19 protein-coding genes, 2 tRNA genes and 1 pseudogene are annotated in these 17246 nt (G+C 58.9%); 17 read left to right on the top strand and 5 right to left on the bottom strand.

What is annotated here, in order from left to right:
• The first annotated feature begins 483 nt into the window (after nt 1-483).
• Both G518_RS0105450 and G518_RS34005 read left to right on the top strand, forming a co-directional pair.
• On the top strand, nt 484-1344 hold the full coding sequence (locus tag G518_RS0105450) for an SIR2 family NAD-dependent protein deacylase (RefSeq protein ID WP_084651492.1): 861 nt from the start codon (nt 484-486) through the stop codon (nt 1342-1344).
• 41 nt (nt 1345-1385) lie between these two features.
• Nucleotides 1386-2477: pseudogene (locus G518_RS34005) on the top strand (agmatine deiminase family protein).
• A 202-nt stretch (nt 2478-2679) separates the two neighbouring features.
• Here G518_RS34005 and G518_RS0105440 read toward each other — a convergent pair.
• Together G518_RS0105440 and G518_RS0105435 are read right to left on the bottom strand one after the other, a co-directional pair.
• A tRNA-Lys gene (locus G518_RS0105440) sits at nt 2680-2755 on the bottom strand.
• Between the two features lie 43 nt (nt 2756-2798).
• The gene (locus G518_RS0105435; protein WP_051236066.1) at nt 2799-3587 is read right to left on the bottom strand and encodes a tRNA threonylcarbamoyladenosine dehydratase; all 789 of its coding nucleotides are present in this window, start codon (nt 3585-3587) and stop codon (nt 2799-2801) included.
• A gap of 416 nt (nt 3588-4003) precedes the next feature.
• Between G518_RS0105435 and G518_RS0105430 the strand changes: the two genes are divergently transcribed.
• On the top strand, nt 4004-6853 hold the full coding sequence (locus G518_RS0105430) for a valine--tRNA ligase (RefSeq protein WP_028601663.1): 2850 nt from the start codon (nt 4004-4006) through the stop codon (nt 6851-6853).
• Nucleotides 6854-6901: 48 nt separating this feature from the next.
• On the top strand, nt 6902-7789 hold the full coding sequence (gene galU, locus G518_RS0105425; RefSeq protein WP_028601662.1) for a UTP--glucose-1-phosphate uridylyltransferase GalU: 888 nt from the start codon (nt 6902-6904) through the stop codon (nt 7787-7789).
• A gap of 7 nt (nt 7790-7796) precedes the next feature.
• Here the strand turns inward: galU and G518_RS0105420 are convergent, their stop codons facing one another.
• The 3 genes from G518_RS0105420 to cysM are packed head-to-tail and all read right to left on the bottom strand — an operon-like array spanning nt 7797 to nt 9550.
• The gene (locus tag G518_RS0105420; RefSeq protein ID WP_028601661.1) at nt 7797-8024 is read right to left on the bottom strand and encodes a sulfurtransferase TusA family protein; all 228 of its coding nucleotides are present in this window, start codon (nt 8022-8024) and stop codon (nt 7797-7799) included.
• A gap of 8 nt (nt 8025-8032) precedes the next feature.
• Entirely contained in the window at nt 8033-8596 is a 564-nt protein-coding gene (locus G518_RS0105415) for an NUDIX hydrolase (RefSeq protein ID WP_028601660.1), read from the bottom strand.
• Between the two features lie 51 nt (nt 8597-8647).
• On the bottom strand, nt 8648-9550 hold the full coding sequence (cysM, locus tag G518_RS0105410) for a cysteine synthase CysM (protein ID WP_028601659.1): 903 nt from the start codon (nt 9548-9550) through the stop codon (nt 8648-8650).
• Between the two features lie 38 nt (nt 9551-9588).
• Here cysM and G518_RS0105405 point away from each other — a divergent pair.
• The 13 genes from G518_RS0105405 to rplO all read left to right on the top strand — a co-directional run bounded on the left by G518_RS0105405 (nt 9589) and on the right by rplO (nt 17232).
• Nucleotides 9589-9673 (top strand) — tRNA-Leu (locus G518_RS0105405).
• A 104-nt stretch (nt 9674-9777) separates the two neighbouring features.
• The gene (gene glpK / locus G518_RS0105400; protein WP_028601658.1) at nt 9778-11310 is read left to right on the top strand and encodes a glycerol kinase GlpK; all 1533 of its coding nucleotides are present in this window, start codon (nt 9778-9780) and stop codon (nt 11308-11310) included.
• Between the two features lie 37 nt (nt 11311-11347).
• Nucleotides 11348-12955, top strand: a complete 1608-nt coding sequence (locus G518_RS0105395; protein ID WP_028601657.1) for a glycerol-3-phosphate dehydrogenase/oxidase — start codon at nt 11348-11350, stop codon at nt 12953-12955.
• A gap of 189 nt (nt 12956-13144) precedes the next feature.
• Nucleotides 13145-13513, top strand: a complete 369-nt coding sequence (rplN, locus tag G518_RS0105385) for a 50S ribosomal protein L14 (protein ID WP_028601656.1) — start codon at nt 13145-13147, stop codon at nt 13511-13513.
• Between the two features lie 13 nt (nt 13514-13526).
• On the top strand, nt 13527-13847 hold the full coding sequence (gene rplX / locus G518_RS0105380; RefSeq protein WP_028601655.1) for a 50S ribosomal protein L24: 321 nt from the start codon (nt 13527-13529) through the stop codon (nt 13845-13847).
• 12 nt (nt 13848-13859) lie between these two features.
• Complete coding sequence (gene rplE, locus G518_RS0105375) at nt 13860-14399, top strand: 50S ribosomal protein L5 (RefSeq protein WP_028601654.1); 540 nt, start codon at nt 13860-13862, stop codon at nt 14397-14399.
• Nucleotides 14400-14410: 11 nt separating this feature from the next.
• On the top strand, nt 14411-14716 hold the full coding sequence (rpsN, locus tag G518_RS0105370) for a 30S ribosomal protein S14 (protein ID WP_028601653.1): 306 nt from the start codon (nt 14411-14413) through the stop codon (nt 14714-14716).
• An 18-nt stretch (nt 14717-14734) separates the two neighbouring features.
• Nucleotides 14735-15130, top strand: coding sequence for a 30S ribosomal protein S8 (rpsH, locus tag G518_RS0105365; RefSeq protein ID WP_028601652.1), 396 nt, complete (start codon nt 14735-14737; stop codon nt 15128-15130).
• A 12-nt stretch (nt 15131-15142) separates the two neighbouring features.
• Nucleotides 15143-15676, top strand: coding sequence for a 50S ribosomal protein L6 (gene rplF, locus G518_RS0105360; RefSeq protein WP_028601651.1), 534 nt, complete (start codon nt 15143-15145; stop codon nt 15674-15676).
• Between the two features lie 11 nt (nt 15677-15687).
• Nucleotides 15688-16047, top strand: a complete 360-nt coding sequence (gene rplR / locus G518_RS0105355) for a 50S ribosomal protein L18 (protein WP_036593611.1) — start codon at nt 15688-15690, stop codon at nt 16045-16047.
• A gap of 18 nt (nt 16048-16065) precedes the next feature.
• A complete protein-coding gene (rpsE, locus tag G518_RS0105350) occupies nt 16066-16587 on the top strand; it encodes a 30S ribosomal protein S5 (RefSeq protein ID WP_028601649.1) in 522 nt (173 codons plus the stop codon).
• 14 nt (nt 16588-16601) lie between these two features.
• Entirely contained in the window at nt 16602-16787 is a 186-nt protein-coding gene (gene rpmD / locus G518_RS0105345; RefSeq protein WP_028601648.1) for a 50S ribosomal protein L30, read from the top strand.
• 13 nt (nt 16788-16800) lie between these two features.
• Nucleotides 16801-17232: a 50S ribosomal protein L15 gene (gene rplO, locus G518_RS0105340; protein ID WP_028601647.1), complete on the top strand. Its 432-nt coding sequence runs from the start codon at nt 16801-16803 to the stop codon at nt 17230-17232.
• Nucleotides 17233-17246 lie beyond the last annotated feature (14 nt).

The following is a 17246-nucleotide window of genomic DNA, read 5'->3' as shown; positions in this document are numbered from 1 at the left end:
TTTGGATGAATTGTATGGGTGTGAGAATAAAAGTAAATACATCCATAATCATGGATTTCCCTAATGCTTGGCGTTACGTTTTGGGCTGTCAACGGGCGCGGCAGGAGCTTGGTCACCTAGAACCCTCAAGGCATGACTCATCCCTGATGCGCTGGGTAAGGCTGAGGCGCATAGCGGACAGGTTGCTATCTGTGCGACTTCCTCCATGGTTTCGCTACGCGCAGTCCTGGTCAGCGCTTCGAAGCGCGAGAAACATCAAAGCTCCACGGCTCTAGCTGGGAGAGACTGACGCAGGCGCGCCTGCCGACTTGAGCCCCAGAACCCGAGACAGTGAGCTGGTTTTACTCCCTCTCCCGCAGGCGGGAGAGGGTGGGGCGGGGCCGGCCAACCGGTGAGGGCAAACGGCGTGTCCATGGCTCGCGCGTCCACGACATGAGCCTAGAAAGGCATTCGTACGCTCAAGGAACCCGGTAGGATTTGGGAATGAAATCCACAGCAAGCACGCCAATCAATGCGGGTGACCTGGAGCACGCTGCCGACCTGGTGATGCAGTCTGACGCTTTGATAGTGGCAGCGGGAGCAGGGATGGGCGTTGACTCAGGCTTGCCAGACTTTCGTGGCACAGAAGGTTTTTGGAAAGCCTATCCAGCCTTGGCGCATGAGCAAGTAGATTTCACCAGCATTGCCTCCCCGGAAGCATTTCGTGCTCATCCTGAGCGCGCCTGGGGGTTCTATGGTCACCGGCTCCAGCTATACCGAGCAACGCAACCTCATGCAGGCTTCCAAATATTGAAAGCCTGGGGAGAGCGCATGGAACTGGGCAGTGCCGTGTTCACGAGCAATGTCGATGGGCAGTTCCAAAGAGCAGAGTTCGCCCAAACCAGAATCAACGAATGCCATGGTTCCATTCTTCACCTGCAATGCTCAAAGCCTTGTAGTGATGCCATTTGGCCCGCCGATGACTTTGTCCCCGAGGGGGATGAAAAGCGCTGCTTATTGCTTAACTCGCCCCCGGCATGCCCTCACTGTGGCGGTCTGGCACGACCCAACGTGTTGATGTTCAACGATTGGCATTGGAACGATAGCCGCCAAGCCGCGCAAAGCCGGCAGCTGGAGCATTGGCTTTTGGGCGCGCGCAGGCCCGTTGTTGTAGAAATTGGCGCCGGAACGGCCATTCCTTCTGTGCGTCATTTCAGCCACAGAGTCATTCAGGCATTTGGCGGGCGGTTGGTTCGCATCAATCCCAGGGAGTTCAGTGTTCCAACGCCTTTTGATGTGGGATTGGCTTGCGGTGCGCTCCGTGCCCTCCAGTCGATCGATGCATTAATACGGAAAGACCAATGAGCCGTGGGGCCGCGCCACGTCCCTTGATTTCGGAGACCGACATGCCTCTTCTCCTGACCCGCCGCCGCTTGCTGCACCGCTTGGGCTTGGCCCCGCTGGCGTGGGCTGCCACGTCCACCGCCGCAGCACCCGACACCTGGCATATGCCTGATGAGGGCGATGCGCACCGGGCCACCTGGATGTCCTTCGGCCCTAGCGAACGTGTCTGGGGGCGGCGCCTGCTGAAGCCAGCGCGCGAGAACCTGGCGCTGATCGCCCGCACCATCGCCGCGTTTGAGCCCGTGCACCTGTTGGTGCGCGAACAGGAGCACGACTTGGCCGCACGGCTATGCGGCCACCGCGTGAAGCTCGAGGTGCAGCCAGTCGACGACCTCTGGATGCGGGACACTGGCCCCGTGTTTGTGCGCAATGGCGCTGGTGAATGGGCTGGCGTTGATTTCAACTTCAATGGCTGGGGCAACAAGCAATCGCATGCGCGCGACGCCGAAGTCGCCGAATACGTGACTGGCTCTGCCAAAGTACAGCGCCTGCGCACGCGGCTGGTGCTCGAAGGCGGTGGCATCGAGGTCGACGGCGCGGGCACCGCCATCATCACCGAGAGCTGTGTGCTCAACGCCAACCGCAACCCCGGTCTGCGCAAGGAGGCCTGTGAAGCCGAACTCAAGCGCCTGCTGGGTCTGCGCAAGATCATCTGACTGCCCGGTATCGCGGGCCGCGACATCACTGACGGCCATACCGATTTCTACGCGCGCTTTGCCGCGCCGGGCGTGGTGGTCGCAGGGCTGGAAGACGACCCGGACTCTTACGATCACGCTGTGACCCGGCGCCACCTGGAGATCCTGCGCCAGGCCACAGATGCACGCGGGCAACGCCTGCGCGTGGAAGTCCTCCGCGGCCCGGAGACGGTGCGCAGCACCTTCGAGTCGGATGAGTTCGCGGCGGGTTACATCAACTTCTACCTCTGCAATGGCGCGGTCATCGCGCCACAATTCGGCGATGCACGTGCTGATGCTAACGCCCGTGCATTGTTGCGCGAGATGTTTCCCAAGCGCGAGGTGGTGCAACTCGACATCGACGCCATTGCCGCCGGCGGTGGTGGCATCCACTGCACGACGCAACAGCAGCCGCGCTAAATCATCGGCGTGGAATGCGCCCGCGAGTCATGCTTCAAACGCTCTTGCATCTGCCGCTACAAGGAAGGCTTCCGGGTCGGTGGTCTATCCATTGTCGGTGATGGGCCCTCCGCTTGTGGCCAAGTTGCCCTGAGATTGTGTGCAAGCGCGCCAAAAGAAAAACCGCGCTACCTTTTGGATAGCGCGGTTTCCTTATATACCTTGGTGGGACGTGCGGGGGTCGAACCCACGACAAACGGATTAAAAGTCCGCTGCTCTACCAACTGAGCTAACGTCCCACTTTCCCGGAGAACCGGGAAGCCTCAAATTATAGCGTGCTTTTTAGGCTCTTTTGGAAATCTCGTTTAAAAGTTCTCCGGCGGCACAAAAACCGAAGGTTGCAGTGACCGCAACCGTGGATCCGTAGCCGTGGCAATTGAGGGTGCCATCGGTTTCTTCTCCCTCGCAAACTGCTGGTGGCAGTGCGACGCTTTCACGGCTGAATATACAACGAACGCCTATGCGTTTGCCCGCAGATGGGGCGCCGTGCTCGCGCCGCAGGCGATAGCGCACTTGCGCCAGCAAGGGATCGTGGGTGGCGTCGGCGATATCCGCCGCTTCCACCAGATCGCCCCGAAGCTTGCCGCCAGCGGCGCCCACACTAATAAAACTACGCCGCTCACGGCGCGCCCAGGCGGCCATGGCGACTTTGGCGACGACCTGATCACAAGCGTCAATAACGGCATCCACCGATGTCGGCAAGATTTGCGGCCAATTGCCTGGCTCAGCAAACGCATCCACGGTGTGGACTACACACCCAGGGTGAATTTGCGCAATTCGCTCGCGCATGGCTTCTACCTTGGCTTGGCCAAGCGTGGAAGTCACCGCGTGAATCTGGCGGTTGACGTTTGACTCAGAGATATGGTCCATATCTATTAGCGTGATCTGGCCAACCCCGCTGCGGGCCAGTGCCTCTGCCGCCCACGATCCCACGCCGCCAATTCCCACCACGGCCACATGAGCGGCGCGGATGCGCTTCGCGCCCTCAACCCCATAAAGGCGGCTGAGTCCGCCAAAGCGCCGCTCCAGGTCGGGTGAGGTGTCGATGGCAGTGTCTGCAAGTGAAAGCATGGTGGGATTCTAGTGTCGTGAATTGGAAGTTCGCTGAACAAATCCGCCGAGAATCGGCGCCATGCGGCGTCACAACTCCTCGCGATACCACTCGGTATCACTGCGGTTTGTTCCTTGCCTGACGCCAATTTCGACAGATTTTTATCTTCAGCGAACTTCCAACTCACGACACTGGAGATGCTCTTGATATATGTGGGAATAGGGGGCTCTCTGGGAGGTGCTTGGGGGCTCCGGGGGCAGGAAGGGAGGGTAACGCCATGATCTGTCCGCTCAGTTCTCAAGGCAAAGCTCCATGGACAATGGGGCCGCCCCGCATGCAAAAAGGTCCGCGAAGCTAAAATCAACCCTTCTAGGCCCGCTCCCGGCTTTTTCTGGCATTGCGGGCCATACTATTTGCGGTTACGCCGCCCGCCACCATGTCTGATCAAGAGCTTTCGCAGCCGGGCCTCGCCGCCCTTTCCAAATCTTTCGATCCAGCCGCCGTTGAGTCGAGCTGGGGCCCCCTGTGGGAGCAGCGCGGCATGGGGCGTGCCGGATTTCGCGGGACGGGCCAGGCCAGCGCCGAAGCCGCAGCCAAGGGCGAAAACTTCGCCGTACAACTGCCGCCACCCAATGTGACCGGCACGCTGCACATGGGGCATGCGTTCAACCAGACCATCATGGATAGCCTCACGCGCTATCACCGGATGAAAGGGTTCAACACGCTCTGGGTTCCGGGGACTGATCACGCCGGCATTGCCACGCAGATCGTCGTGGAGCGGCAGCTTCAGGAGCAAAAGCAAAGCCGGCATGATCTGGGCCGCAAGAATTTCGTCGCCCGTGTGTGGGAATGGAAAAAGCGTTCCGGCGACACCATCACGCAGCAGATGCGCCGCATGGGTGCCAGCGTCGATTGGAGCCGCGAATACTTCACCATGGACGACAAGCTGAGCAAGGTCGTCACGGAAACCTTTGTTCAGTTGCACGATCAAGGCCTGATCTATCGCGGCAAACGCCTGGTGAACTGGGATCCAGAGCTTAAAACCGCCGTGAGCGATCTCGAGGTGGAAAGCGAAGAAGAAGACGGCTTCCTTTGGCATATCGCCTACCCACTGGCAGATGGCAGCGGTCAACTGGTGGTGGCCACTACACGGCCTGAAACCATGCTGGGTGACGTGGCCGTGATGGTGCACCCAGAAGACGAGCGCTACAAGCACCTGATCGGAAGCCAAGTCAAGCTGCCGCTGGTGGGCAGAGAGATCCCGGTCATCGCCGACGATTATGTTGATAAGGAATTCGGCACCGGGGTCGTCAAGGTCACGCCTGCCCATGATGCCAACGATTACGCGGTGGGGCAGCGCCATGGACTGCCCATCATTGAAGTGCTCACGCTGGACGCCGCTATCAACGACAACGCGCCCGAGAAGTACCGAGGCCTGAATCGCTTCGTGGCCCGCAAGGCCGTGGTGGCTGATCTGGAGGCACTGGGCCTTCTGGTGGAAACCAAGAAGCACCGTTTGGTCGTGCCGCGCTGTGCGCGCACAGGGCAGATCATCGAACCCATGCTGACCGACCAATGGTTCGTGGCGATGAGCAAACCCGATGAAACCGGTAAAAGCATCGCCCAGAAAGCGATCGATGTCGTTCAATCTGGCCAGGTGCGATTCGTTCCTGAGCAATGGGTCAATACCTACAACCAATGGATGAACAACATCCAGGATTGGTGCATCAGCCGCCAGCTCTGGTGGGGACACCAAATTCCCGCCTGGTACGGGGACAATGGCAGCATCTTCGTTGCCCGCAGTGAAGAAGAAGCGCGTGCCAAGGCAACGCAGGCCGGCTATAGCGGCTCCCTGACCCGCGACGAAGACGTGCTCGACACCTGGTATTCCTCCGCGCTGGTGCCGTTCTCCTCGCTCGGATGGCCTGAAAAAACAGAAGACCTCAGCCTTTACCTGCCAAGCAGTGTGCTGGTCACCGGCCACGACATCATCTTCTTTTGGGTCGCCCGGATGATCATGATGACCACGCACTTCACAGGCCAGGTGCCTTTCCGCGATGTCTACATCCACGGCCTGGTGCTTGATGCGCAGGGCAAGAAGATGAGCAAATCCGAAGGCAATGTGCTTGACCCAGTCGATCTGATCGATGGCATTGCCCTTGAACCGCTGCTGGAGAAGCGAGCCACCGGCCTTCGCAAGCCGGAAACAGCGCCCAAGGTCCGCGCGAACACCAAGAAAGAATTCCCGGAAGGAATTCCCGCTTATGGCGCAGACGCGTTGCGCTTCACGTTCGCGGCCATGGCTACCCTGGGGCGCACCGTCAATTTCGACAGCAAGCGTTGCGAGGGTTACCGCAATTTCTGCAATAAGCTGTGGAATGCCAGCCGCTTCGTGTTGATGAACTGCGAAGGCCATGACTGCACGCCCGCAGAAGATGTGGCAAGCCACCGCTCAGCAGCCGATAAATGGATCATCAGCCGCTTGCAAAAAACTGAGGCTGACGTGGCCAAGGGCTTTGCCGACTACCGCCTCGACAACGTCGCCAACACCCTCTACGATTTCGTATGGAATGAGTTCTGCGATTGGTATCTTGAAATCGCCAAGGTGCAGATCCAGACTGGCGATGCCCAGCAGCAGCGCGCCACACGCGGCACCCTGGTTCGAGTGCTCGAAGCCATTCTCCGCTTGGCTCATCCCATCATTCCCTTCGTGACCGAAGCACTGTGGCAGGCGGTGGCACCCGTCGCCGGCAAGGTCGGAGACTCGATCGCCGTCGCGCCATATCCACTCGCACAGGCCGCCAACATCGATACCGCTGCTGAAGACGAAGTCGCTCAGCTCAAGCGCGTGGTTGAAGCCTGCCGAAACCTGCGTGGTGAGATGGGCGTCTCTCCCGCGCAGCGTATGCCCCTGTTCGTGCTGGGTGACACCAAATTCATGCGAGCCAATGCGGCCGTGCTGCAGGCTCTGGCGAAGCTGAGCGAAGTGAAGGTATTTGACGAAGAGGGCGCTTGGCAAGCTGCTGCGCAGGCCGCACCCGTGGCCGTGGTGGGCGATGCCCGCATGGCGCTCTTCATGGAGGTCGACATCGCGGCCGAGAAGATCCGGATCGGCAAGGAGGTGGCTCGTCTGGAAGGTGAGATCGCCAAGGCGGATGGGAAGCTCAGCAACGAGGCTTTCGTTGCCAAGGCGCCGCCCGCTGTGATCGAACAAGAGAAAAAACGCCTAGCTGATTTCAACGCGGCGCTGGAGAAAAACCGTAGTCAATTAGCGCGTCTTGGTTGAAACTTTCGTCGATCCCCGCTTATTCACGTTTCTCAATTTCATTTCTGTATGACATCCCCCAGCCAAGTCACTACCGCCGTCTTTCCCGTTGCTGGGTTGGGTACGCGTTTTCTTCCAGCCACCAAGGCCAGTCCCAAGGAGATGCTGCCCATCGTCGATAAACCGCTGATCCAGTATGCAGTGGAGGAGGCTTATGCCGCGGGCGTGCGCCATATGGTTTTCGTGACAGGCCGCAGCAAGCGTGCCATTGAAGACCACTTCGACACCGCCTACGAACTGGAAAGCGAGCTGGACGCCGCTGGTAAAACAGAGCTGCTCTCGGCTGTGCGCGCGGTGCAGCCAGACGACATGGTTTGCACTTATGTTCGCCAGGCGCGCTCGCTTGGTCTCGGTCATGCTGTGCTATGCGCCGCCCACATCGTGGGTGAACAACCGTTTGCCGTCCTCCTGGCCGATGACCTGATGGTAGGGCCACCCGGAGGCCCCGCAGTGCTGACGCAGATGGTGAAGGCGTTTAGCGCGCTGGGCCGCTCGGTGTTGGCCGTGCAGGAAGTGCCAGAAGACCAGGTCAAGCGTTACGGTATCGTCGCCGGGCAAGCTGCTGGGGAGCGTTTGATCAGCATCGATCGCATCGTCGAAAAGCCAACGCCTAGCGAGGCACCTTCCCGCATGGGCGTGGCCGGGCGCTACATCCTCACGCCACGCATCTTCGATGAAATCCGCAATCTGCCTCCAGGCGCAGGTGGGGAGATTCAGCTCACCGATGCCATTGGCAACCTGATGGCCAAGGAGCGCGTTTACGCCTATCAATACAGTGGGAAACGATACGACTGCGGCAGCAAAGATGGCTTTTTGCAAGCCACAGTCGAATTGGCTTTGCAGCACCCTCAAATGGGCGCAGAGTTCCGCCAATACCTGAAGTCGCTGGAGCTGTAAGAGCCTCCTAGCGCCGCCGCAGCACGTGGATGAACTCGCCTTCAACCGTTTGCTGCTCGGTCAGCTCATTGCCGGTTTGCTTCGCGAAAGCCTGAAAATCGCGCACAGACCCGGGGTCGGTGCAGAGCACTTTCAGCAATTGGCCGCTTTGCATCTCTGACAAGGCCTTCTTGGCCTTAAGAATGGGCAGCGGGCAATTCAATCCGCGGGCGTCTACTTCCTTGTCGATATTCATGGCCGGTTCTAAGTACTGGAAGCTTCGCCGAAGCCGCGCCGGCGTTCGGCGTTTTCCTCAGGCGTGAAGAATACGGGTTCGTGCCCGCGCGTGCGAAGCCAATCGGCCAGTGCGTACCCGGTGCCCGCCGGCCAGCATTTCAGATCAGCCAGGTCGTAGAGTTTGTAGTCTGCTAACTCAGGTGATAGGCGCACCTCACCCTCAGCTACCACGTGGTAGGCAATGATGACCTGATTCATGCGCAGGAACTCATAGGCTCCCACAAGCTTGGACGATCGCACGTCCAGGTTGGTCTCTTCCTTGACCTCCCGGGCAATGCCGTCTGCAGGAGACTCCCCAGCTTCCATGAAGCCAGTGATCAAGGCGAACATCTTGTGCGGCCAAGCGGCGTTGCGCGCCAGGAGCACCTTGCCATCGATTTCCACGATAGCCGCCAGGACGGGCGTTGGGTTGTTCCAGTGTGTGAAGTCGCAAGCCGGGCAGCGCAGGCGCTCTTGAGGGCCACCGTCTTCTTCGAGGGTGATCATCTCCAGTGGCGTTGCGCACTGAGGGCAGAAATTCCAATGGGCCATACGGGATCGTTACCAGGCAGTTGACGGGGGAGGGTGAATGGACAAGTGGTCTCAGGCGGGAAACACGCCAGTGGACAGATACCGGTCCCCGCGATCGCAGACGACGAACACGATGGTTGCATTTTTCTCGCGCAAGGCGACCTGCTGGGCCACCCAGGCTGCACCGCCGGAGGAAATACCACCAAAGATGCCTTCCTCGCGCGCCAGGCGCCTTGCCATTTCCTCTGCGTCATCCTGCGTCACGAGCATTTCCTCATCCACCAGTTGAGGGTCGTAGATTCTTGGCAGGTACTCCTGCGGCCATTTACGAATCCCGGGAATCCGGGAGCCTTCGGCTGGCTGGGCGCCAATGATCTTCACCGCTGGATTTTTTTCTTTCAGGAACCGGGCAACGCCTGTAATGGTTCCGGTGGTCCCCATTGCGCTGATGAAGTGCGTGATGCGGCCACCAGTCTGTTCCCACAGCTCAGGTCCTGTGGTTTCGTAGTGAATGCGCGGGTTGTCGGGGTTCGCAAACTGGTCGAGCACCACGCCCTTGCCTTGTCCCACCATCTTGTCGGCCAAGTCGCGCGCATATTCCATCCCCCCTGAGCGGGGCGTGAGGATCAGCTCAGCGCCAAACGCCTTCATGGTTTGCGCGCGTTCCACTGACAAATCTTCCGGCATGATCAGCACCATGCGGTAGCCCTTGATGGCCGCCGCCATGGCCAGCGCAATGCCGGTATTGCCCGACGTAGCCTCAATCAAGGTGTCACCTGGTTTGATGTCACCGCGCTCTTCGGCACGTCGAATCATGGATAAAGCCGGCCGATCCTTCACAGAACCCGCCGGATTGTTGCCTTCCAGCTTAGCCAGCACAACGTTCGCGCGAGCCAAAATGTCTTGTGCGCCAATGCGTTGCAGCTGCACCAGCGGTGTTTTGCCAACTGCGTCTTCAATTGTTGGATAGTTCATGCTGATACTGTGCCATAATTTTGGTCTGTCATCTTCCTGCCCGGGTGGTGAAATTGGTAGACGCAGGGGACTCAAAATCCCCCTCCGAAAGGAGTGCCGGTTCGATTCCGGCCCCGGGCACCAAAAATAAGAAGCCGCTTACTCGCTTGAGTCAGCGGTTTTTTTGGTTTTGGTGACCAGGAAAATACCCGTTCTACGCCGCCTGATCCCAGGTTACGCTAGCGGTCATGGACTATTTGCTTGCGCTCGACCAAGGCACCACCAGCTCTCGTGCCATTGCTTTTGATACCCACGGCCGGGTAGCAGCGCTAGCGCAGCGTGAGTTCACGCAGCACTTCCCTAAACCGGGTTGGGTCGAGCATGATGCGGCGGAAATCTGGTTAACGCAGCTCAGCGTAGCGCGTGAATGCCTGGAGAAGCTAACGGCGCAGCAGGGTTCAGCGGCGGGTCCGGTGAAAGTCCGGGCTATAGGCATCACCAATCAGCGCGAAACCACCGTTCTGTGGGAGCGTGCAACGGGGCACCCAGTGGCCCCGGCGATTGTTTGGCAAGACCGCCGCACAACGCATCGTTGTGAGGCATTGCGCCGTGCTGGTAAAGCAGGGCTTATCCAGCGCAAGACCGGCTTGGTGTTGGATTCCTATTTCTCTGCCACCAAGCTGGAATGGTTGCTTGATCACATCCCGGGCATTCGGGCGCGTGCTGAGGCGGGAGAGCTCGCGTTCGGTACGGTAGACAGCTGGCTCATCTGGAATCTGACTGGCGGGCAAGTACACGCCACTGACGCCAGCAATGCCTCCCGCACATTGCTCATGAATATCCACTCTCTGCAGTGGGATGAGGAGCTGCTGCGCCTTTTCAACATACCTCGCGCAGTATTACCGCGCATCGTGCCGTCCAGCGGCGTGCTGGGAGAGGTTTTGCCCAAATGGCTGGGCGAGCCTATTCCCATCTCCGGAGTGGCCGGTGACCAACAGGCCGCTACGTTTGGCCAAGCCTGCTTCGGCCCCGGAATGGCTAAGAACACCTATGGCACTGGATGCTTCATGCTCATGAATACCGGTACGGCCGCTGTGACCAGTCGCAATCGTTTACTGACCACCGTGGGCTGGCAAGGTCCGGAGGAGGGCGGCGAGCGGCGCACGGCCTATTGTCTGGAAGGATCGGTTTTCATGGCTGGCGCAACCATTCAGTGGTTACGCGATGGCCTGGGAATCATCGACAACGCTGCGCAGGTAGAACCACTGGCCGCCAGCGTACCTGATACCGGTGATGCGTTTCTCGTTCCGGCCTTTGCTGGCTTGGGCGCCCCCGATTGGGATGGCTGCGCACGCGGTACCCTCGTTGGGCTGACGCGCGGCACTACCCGCGCCCATATCGCGCGCGCTGCCTTGGAAGCCATTGCATTGCAATCGGCGGACCTGTTTGGTGCCATGATGCGCGACTCCGGGATTGCACTGACCGAGTTGCGGGTTGACGGCGGAGCCAGCCGCAATGACTTGTTGATGCAGATGCAGGCTGATTTTCTCGGCGTGCCGGTGGTGCGCCCCCGCATCACTGAAACCACTGCACTGGGCGCAGCCTATCTGGCTGGCTTGGCCATCGGAACGTGGGCTAACGGATCGGCTATTGCTCAGCATTGGGCCATCGATCAGCGGTTCGAGCCCCGCCTGACCGAACCTGCGCGGCGCGCGCGCCTGGATCGTTGGCGGGAAGCGGTGGCGCGTTCTCGGGGCTGGGCTCACGAGTCCAGGGCTTGACGACGTTCTCAGGGGCATTCTCGGTGAAAATCAAGCCATGACTGCTGCTCCGCTGCCCACACGACGTGAAGACATACTGGCTCGCCTGGCCGAACCTGAGCGATATGACATCGTGGTGGTTGGCGGTGGTGCGACTGGCTTGGGCGTGGCTCTGGATGCATCTCTGCGTGGCTACTCGGTAGCGCTCGTCGAGGCGCACGATTTCGCCAAGGGCACCTCCTCGCGGGCTACCAAGCTTGTGCACGGGGGCGTGCGCTACCTGGCCCAGGGCGATATTCACCTCGTTCGGGAGGCGCTGCATGAGCGTCTGAATATCCTTCATGGGGCGCCGCATCTGGCGCAACCGCTGCCCTTTGTCATGCCCTCCTACAAATTGTGGGAAACGCCGTTCTATGGAATAGGCCTCAAGATTTACGACGCGTTGGCGGGGAAAGCCGGGTTGGGGCGCACGCAGTGGCTGACCTCGGGGCAGGCGCAGCGCTTGCTCCCCGGGGTGCAGTCGCGGGGATTGAAGGGCGGTGTCAAATACTGGGATGGGCAATTTGACGATGCTCGCCTGGCATTGGCCATCGCCCGCACAGCGGCGCAGCATGGCGCGAGGATCGTCAACTATTGCGGCGCAACGGGGTTGGTGCACGAAGGTGGCAAGGTCACCGGAGTCACTTGTCGAGATGCGGAAACCGGGCGTGAATTGACGCTGAATGCGCGCTGTGTGATCAACGCCACTGGTGTTTGGGTGGATGCCTTGCGCCAGGAAGATGCGCGGGCCCTGGGCCAGAATACCAGTGCCATCGTGGCACCGAGCCAAGGCGTCCATTTGGTTGTGGATCAATCTTTTTCCCCCGGGGCGCATGCCTTGCTGGTCCCCAGCACTGCAGATGGCCGGGTGCTGTTTGCTGTGCCCTGGCTGGGAAAGTTGATTTTGGGCACCACCGACACGCCGCGTCAGGACGTTCCTCTGGAGCCGACGCCTTTTGAGCACGAAGTCGATTTCATCTTGCGTGAAGCAGGCCGTTACTTGCGCCGAGCGCCCGGACGGGCAGACATTCTGAGTCAATGGGTGGGCCTGCGACCGTTGGTTCGTCCGGGTGGCGAAAGTGGCGCCCCCACCCGTGCGATCAGTAGAGAGCACACGGTCCTGGTGTCAAAAGCCGGGTTGGTCACGGTGACTGGCGGCAAATGGACCACTTACCGCGCCATGGCTGAAGATGTACTGGCCCAATGCGTGTCCAGTGGGCTATTGGCAGGGCGGGGCAGGGCCAGTACAGCCGGTCAGCGGCTCGTAGGGGCGCCCGCTCCTGGTGCGGGCGCTGTAAGCGTCAGCGCTGATCCGGGCCTTCATTTGTATGGCAGCGAGGCTGGGGAAGTGTCGATGTTGCCTGGAAGCGACAGGTATCTTGCCGATGGCCTTAGTGAGGCGATGGTCCGCTTCGCGGTTCGATTCGAATATGCCCGTACGGTAGAAGATGTCTTGGCACGGAGATCGCGCCTGTTGTTTCTTGATGCCACCAAGGCCGTGGCTGCTGCGGACGCCGTAGCCAGCATCCTGGTGAAAGAGTTGGGGGGCGATACGGGTGCCTCTGCGCAATACTCTCCAGGCCTGGGTGAGTTCCAGGCCCTGGCCAAGCACTATGGTGCAAGATAAATACGATTTAGCAGCTTGGGTAGTTGACGCACCTTCTGATCCACTGCATAATCGAGAGCTTCGCCCGAATTGGGCTTAGAGAATCTGCCCCAAGCGCAGCGCCTGGAAAAGTTTTTTCAGGCGCGGTGACGGGCCCAAGACTGATCCGGTGGCTTTTTGCTGCGCTGGGTACAAGTTGGGAAATTTGAAATGATCCAGACTGAATCTCGACTAGAGGTCGCCGATAATACCGGCGCCAAGTCCGTCCTGTGCATTAAGGTGCTGGGCGGCTCCAAGCGTCGCTACGCGAGCGTTGGAGACATCATTAAAGTGAGCATTAAAGAAGCTGCTCCGCGTGGTCGCGTCAAAAAAGGCGAGATCTATAGCGCGGTTGTGGTTCGCACCGCCAAGGGCATCCGCCGCGGTGATGGCTCGCTGATCAAGTTCGACGGCAATGCCGCCGTGCTGCTCAATGCCAAGTTGGAGCCTATCGGCACCCGCATCTTCGGCCCAGTTACGCGTGAACTGCGTAACGAACGCTTCATGAAGATCGTGTCGCTGGCACCAGAAGTGCTGTAAGGAAAGACACATCATGAACAAGATTCGCAAAGGCGACGAAGTGATCGTGCTGGCTGGGCGCGATAAGGGCAAGCGCGGCACAGTGACGCTGCGCGCTGCTGAAGACCGTGTTGTCATTGAGGGCATCAATGTCGTCAAGAAGCACGCCAAGCCTAATCCTATGAAGGGTGTGACTGGCGGCATCATCGAGAAATCCATGCCGATTCACCAGTCGAACGTGGCAATCTTCAATAAGGCCACCGGCAAAGCTGATCGCGTGGGTATCAAGTTGTTGGCGGATGGTAAGCGTGTGCGCGTTTACAAGTCCAGCGGCGACGAAATCAAAGTGGCCTGAGGGTAGAAAATCATGGCACGACTGCAACAAATTTACCGTGAAAAAGTGGCGCCCGAACTCATTGCGAAGTTCGGCTACAAGTCGCCAATGGAGGTGCCGCGCATCACCAAGATCACTCTCAATATGGGCGTGAGCGAGGCAGTGGCGGATAAGAAGGTCATGGACAACGCTGTGTCTGACCTCACCAAGATCGCTGGCCAGAAGCCAGTGGTTACCAAGGCCAAACGCGCTATCGCCGGTTTCAAGATCCGCGAAGGCCAGGCTATTGGCACTATGGTCACATTGCGCGGTGTGCGCATGTATGAATTCCTGGATCGCTTCGTTACCGTGGCTCTGCCCCGTGTACGCGATTTCCGTGGTATTTCTGGGCGTTCCTTTGATGGCCGCGGCAACTACAACGTTGGCGTCAAAGAACAGATCATTTTCCCTGAGATTGAGTATGACAAGGTTGATGCCTTGCGCGGCCTCAATATCAGCATCACTACGACGGCCAAGAACGACGAAGAGTGCAAAGCGCTGCTCTCGGCTTTCCGTTTCCCGTTCAAGAACTGAAGGTAACGTAAGTGGCTAAAGTAGCTTTGATCGAACGCGAACTCAAACGTGACAAATTGGTGGCCAAGTACGCCAAGAAGCACGCTGAGTTGAAGGCCATTGCAGGCGATGTCAAACGCAGCGATGACGAACGTGCGCAAGCGCGTTTGGCGCTGCAAAAATTGCCGCGCAACGCTAACCCTACACGCCAGCGTAACCGCTGCGCAATCACTGGTCGTCCTCGCGGTACTTTCCGTCAGTTCGGTCTTGGTCGTGCAAAGATTCGCGAAATGGCTTTCGCCGGCAATATCCCTGGTATCACCAAGGCTAGCTGGTAAGTCGGCAGGAGTAACAAGATGAGCATGAGTGATCCCATTGCCGATCTGTTGACCCGCATCCGCAATGCGCAGATGGTGGCTAAGCAGACCGTGTCCGTGCCCTCTTCCAAGGTGAAGGTGGCTATTGCCCAAGTGCTGAAGGACGAAGGTTATATCGATAGCTTCGAGGTGAAGACTGAAGACGGCAAGTCCGAGCTTCTGATCGCCCTGAAGTACTACGCTGGCCGTCCGGTCATTGAGCGTATTGAACGTGTGAGCCGCCCAGGCCTGCGCGTCTACAAAGGCACTGGCAATCTGCCGGAAGTCATGAACGGTATGGGCGTGGCGATTGTCACTACTCCCCAAGGCGTCATGACAGACCGCAAGGCGCGCGCTACCGGTGTCGGTGGCGAAGTGCTGTGCTACGTGGCGTAAGGAGAACCTGAAATGTCACGTATCGCAAAAATGGCCGTCAACGTCCCCGCGGGCGTCGATGTGTCTATCAAAGACGAATTGATCACCGTTAAAGGCGGCGGCGCTGAGCTCAAACTCGTGCCAAACGCCCTGGTGAAAGTCTCTTCCGAAGGCGGCAAATTGTCTTTTGCTCCTGTCGATGAGTCACGCGAAGCAAACGCCCTGAGTGGCACCATGCGTCAGCTGGTGAACAACATGGTGGTGGGTGTGAGCAAGGGATTCGAGAAGAAGCTGAATTTGGTTGGCGTGGGATTCCGCGCTGCAGCCAGCGGCAACAAATTGAATCTGGCGATTGGTTTCTCTCACCCAGTGAACTTCGAGATGCCTGAAGGCATCACGGTGACCACTCCGGTGCCGACTGAGATCATCGTCAAGGGCGCTGATCGTCAGCGCGTTGGTCAGATCGCAGCTGAAATCCGCGCATCACGTCCTCCTGAGCCTTACAAAGGCAAAGGCATCCGTTATTCGGATGAGAAGGTCGTGATCAAGGAAACCAAGAAGAAATAAGGACCTGCATCATGTTGAGCAAGAAAGAGCAGCGTCTCCGCCGTGCACGCCAGACGCGTATTCGCATCGCTATCAAGGGCGTCGCTCGCCTGACGGTGAACCGCACCAATTCGCATATCTACGCCAGTGTCATTTCTGGCGACGGCGCCAAAGTTCTGGCAACCGCATCTACGGCCGAAAGCGAATTGCGCACGGCTCTTGGCGGTAATGGCGGCAACGCAGCCGCGGCACAGCAAGTCGGCAAGCGTATTGCCGAACGAGCAAAAGCCGCTGGCGTCGAGACGGTGGCATTCGACCGCGCAGGCTTCGCCTATCACGGACGCGTCAAGGCATTAGCCGAAGCCGCTCGTGAAGCAGGTCTGCAGTTCTAATCGGGCAGGGCAAAGAAGATGGCTACTAAATTTCAGGCAAGAGCGCAAGGCGACGGTCCGGAGGACGGTCTTCGCGAAAAGATGATTGCGGTCAACCGCGTGACCAAAGTGGTCAAGGGCGGCCGTATTCTCGGCTTCGCAGCACTGACAGTTGTGGGCGATGGTGATGGCCGCGTTGGCATGGGCAAAGGCAAATCCAAGGAAGTGCCTGCTGCTGTGCAAAAGGCGATGGAAGAAGCCCGTCGCAACCTGGCTAAGGTTTCCCTCAAGAATGGCACCATTCATCACAACGTCACGGGCCATCATGGCGCCGCAGTCGTGATGATGGCTCCGGCTCCTCGCGGTACCGGCATTATTGCGGGCGGTCCAATGCGCGCAGTGTTCGAAGTGGTCGGTATCACCGACATCGTGGCCAAAAGCCACGGCACTTCCAACCCATACAACATGGTGCGCGCCACTCTGGACGCACTGAAAAACTGCACGACTCCGTCTCAAGTTGCGGCCAAGCGCGGTAAATCAGTCGAAGACATCTTCGCCTGATCTGGAGCATAAACATGACAACTCCACAAAAAACCGTCAAGGTCCAGCTGGTTCGCAGCCCTATCGGTTGCAAAGAATCGCATCGCGCTACTGTGCGTGGTCTGGGCCTGCGCAAGCTCAATAGCGTGAGCGAACTCGAAGATACTCCTGCAGTCCGCGGGATGATCAACAAGATCGACTACCTGGTCAAAATCGTTTGAAGAGGATCCGGTAATGGAACTCAATACTATCAAGCCTTCATCAGGCTCCAATCGCCCACGTCGGCGGGTTGGCCGCGGGATCGGCTCCGGTCTGGGAAAGACAGCCGGTCGCGGTCACAAAGGTCAAAAGTCGCGTTCCGGCGGCTACCATAAAGTTGGTTTCGAAGGCGGCCAAATGCCGCTGCAGCGTCGCTTGCCTAAGCGTGGCTTCAAGTCGCGCACGCTCAAGTACAACGCTGAAGTGACGCTGACTTCACTCGAGCGCCTTGGCGCAGCCGAAGTGGATATGTTGGCGCTCAAGCAAGCAGGTCTTGTGGGCGAATTGGTGAAAGTTGTCAAAGTCATTAAATCGGGCGAACTGACTAAAGCAGTCAAGTTGACCGGTATTGGCGCGACAGCTGGTGCCAAGGCGGCTATTGAGTCTGCTGGCGGCTCGCTGGCTTGATCGCTTTTTAGAAA

The organism is Ottowia thiooxydans DSM 14619, assembly GCF_000422885.1.
GTDB classification, from domain to species: Bacteria; Pseudomonadota; Gammaproteobacteria; order Burkholderiales; family Burkholderiaceae_C; genus Ottowia; species Ottowia thiooxydans.
Note: the sequence above shows the minus strand (reverse complement) of the source record. Positions and strands in the feature narration are given on the sequence as shown.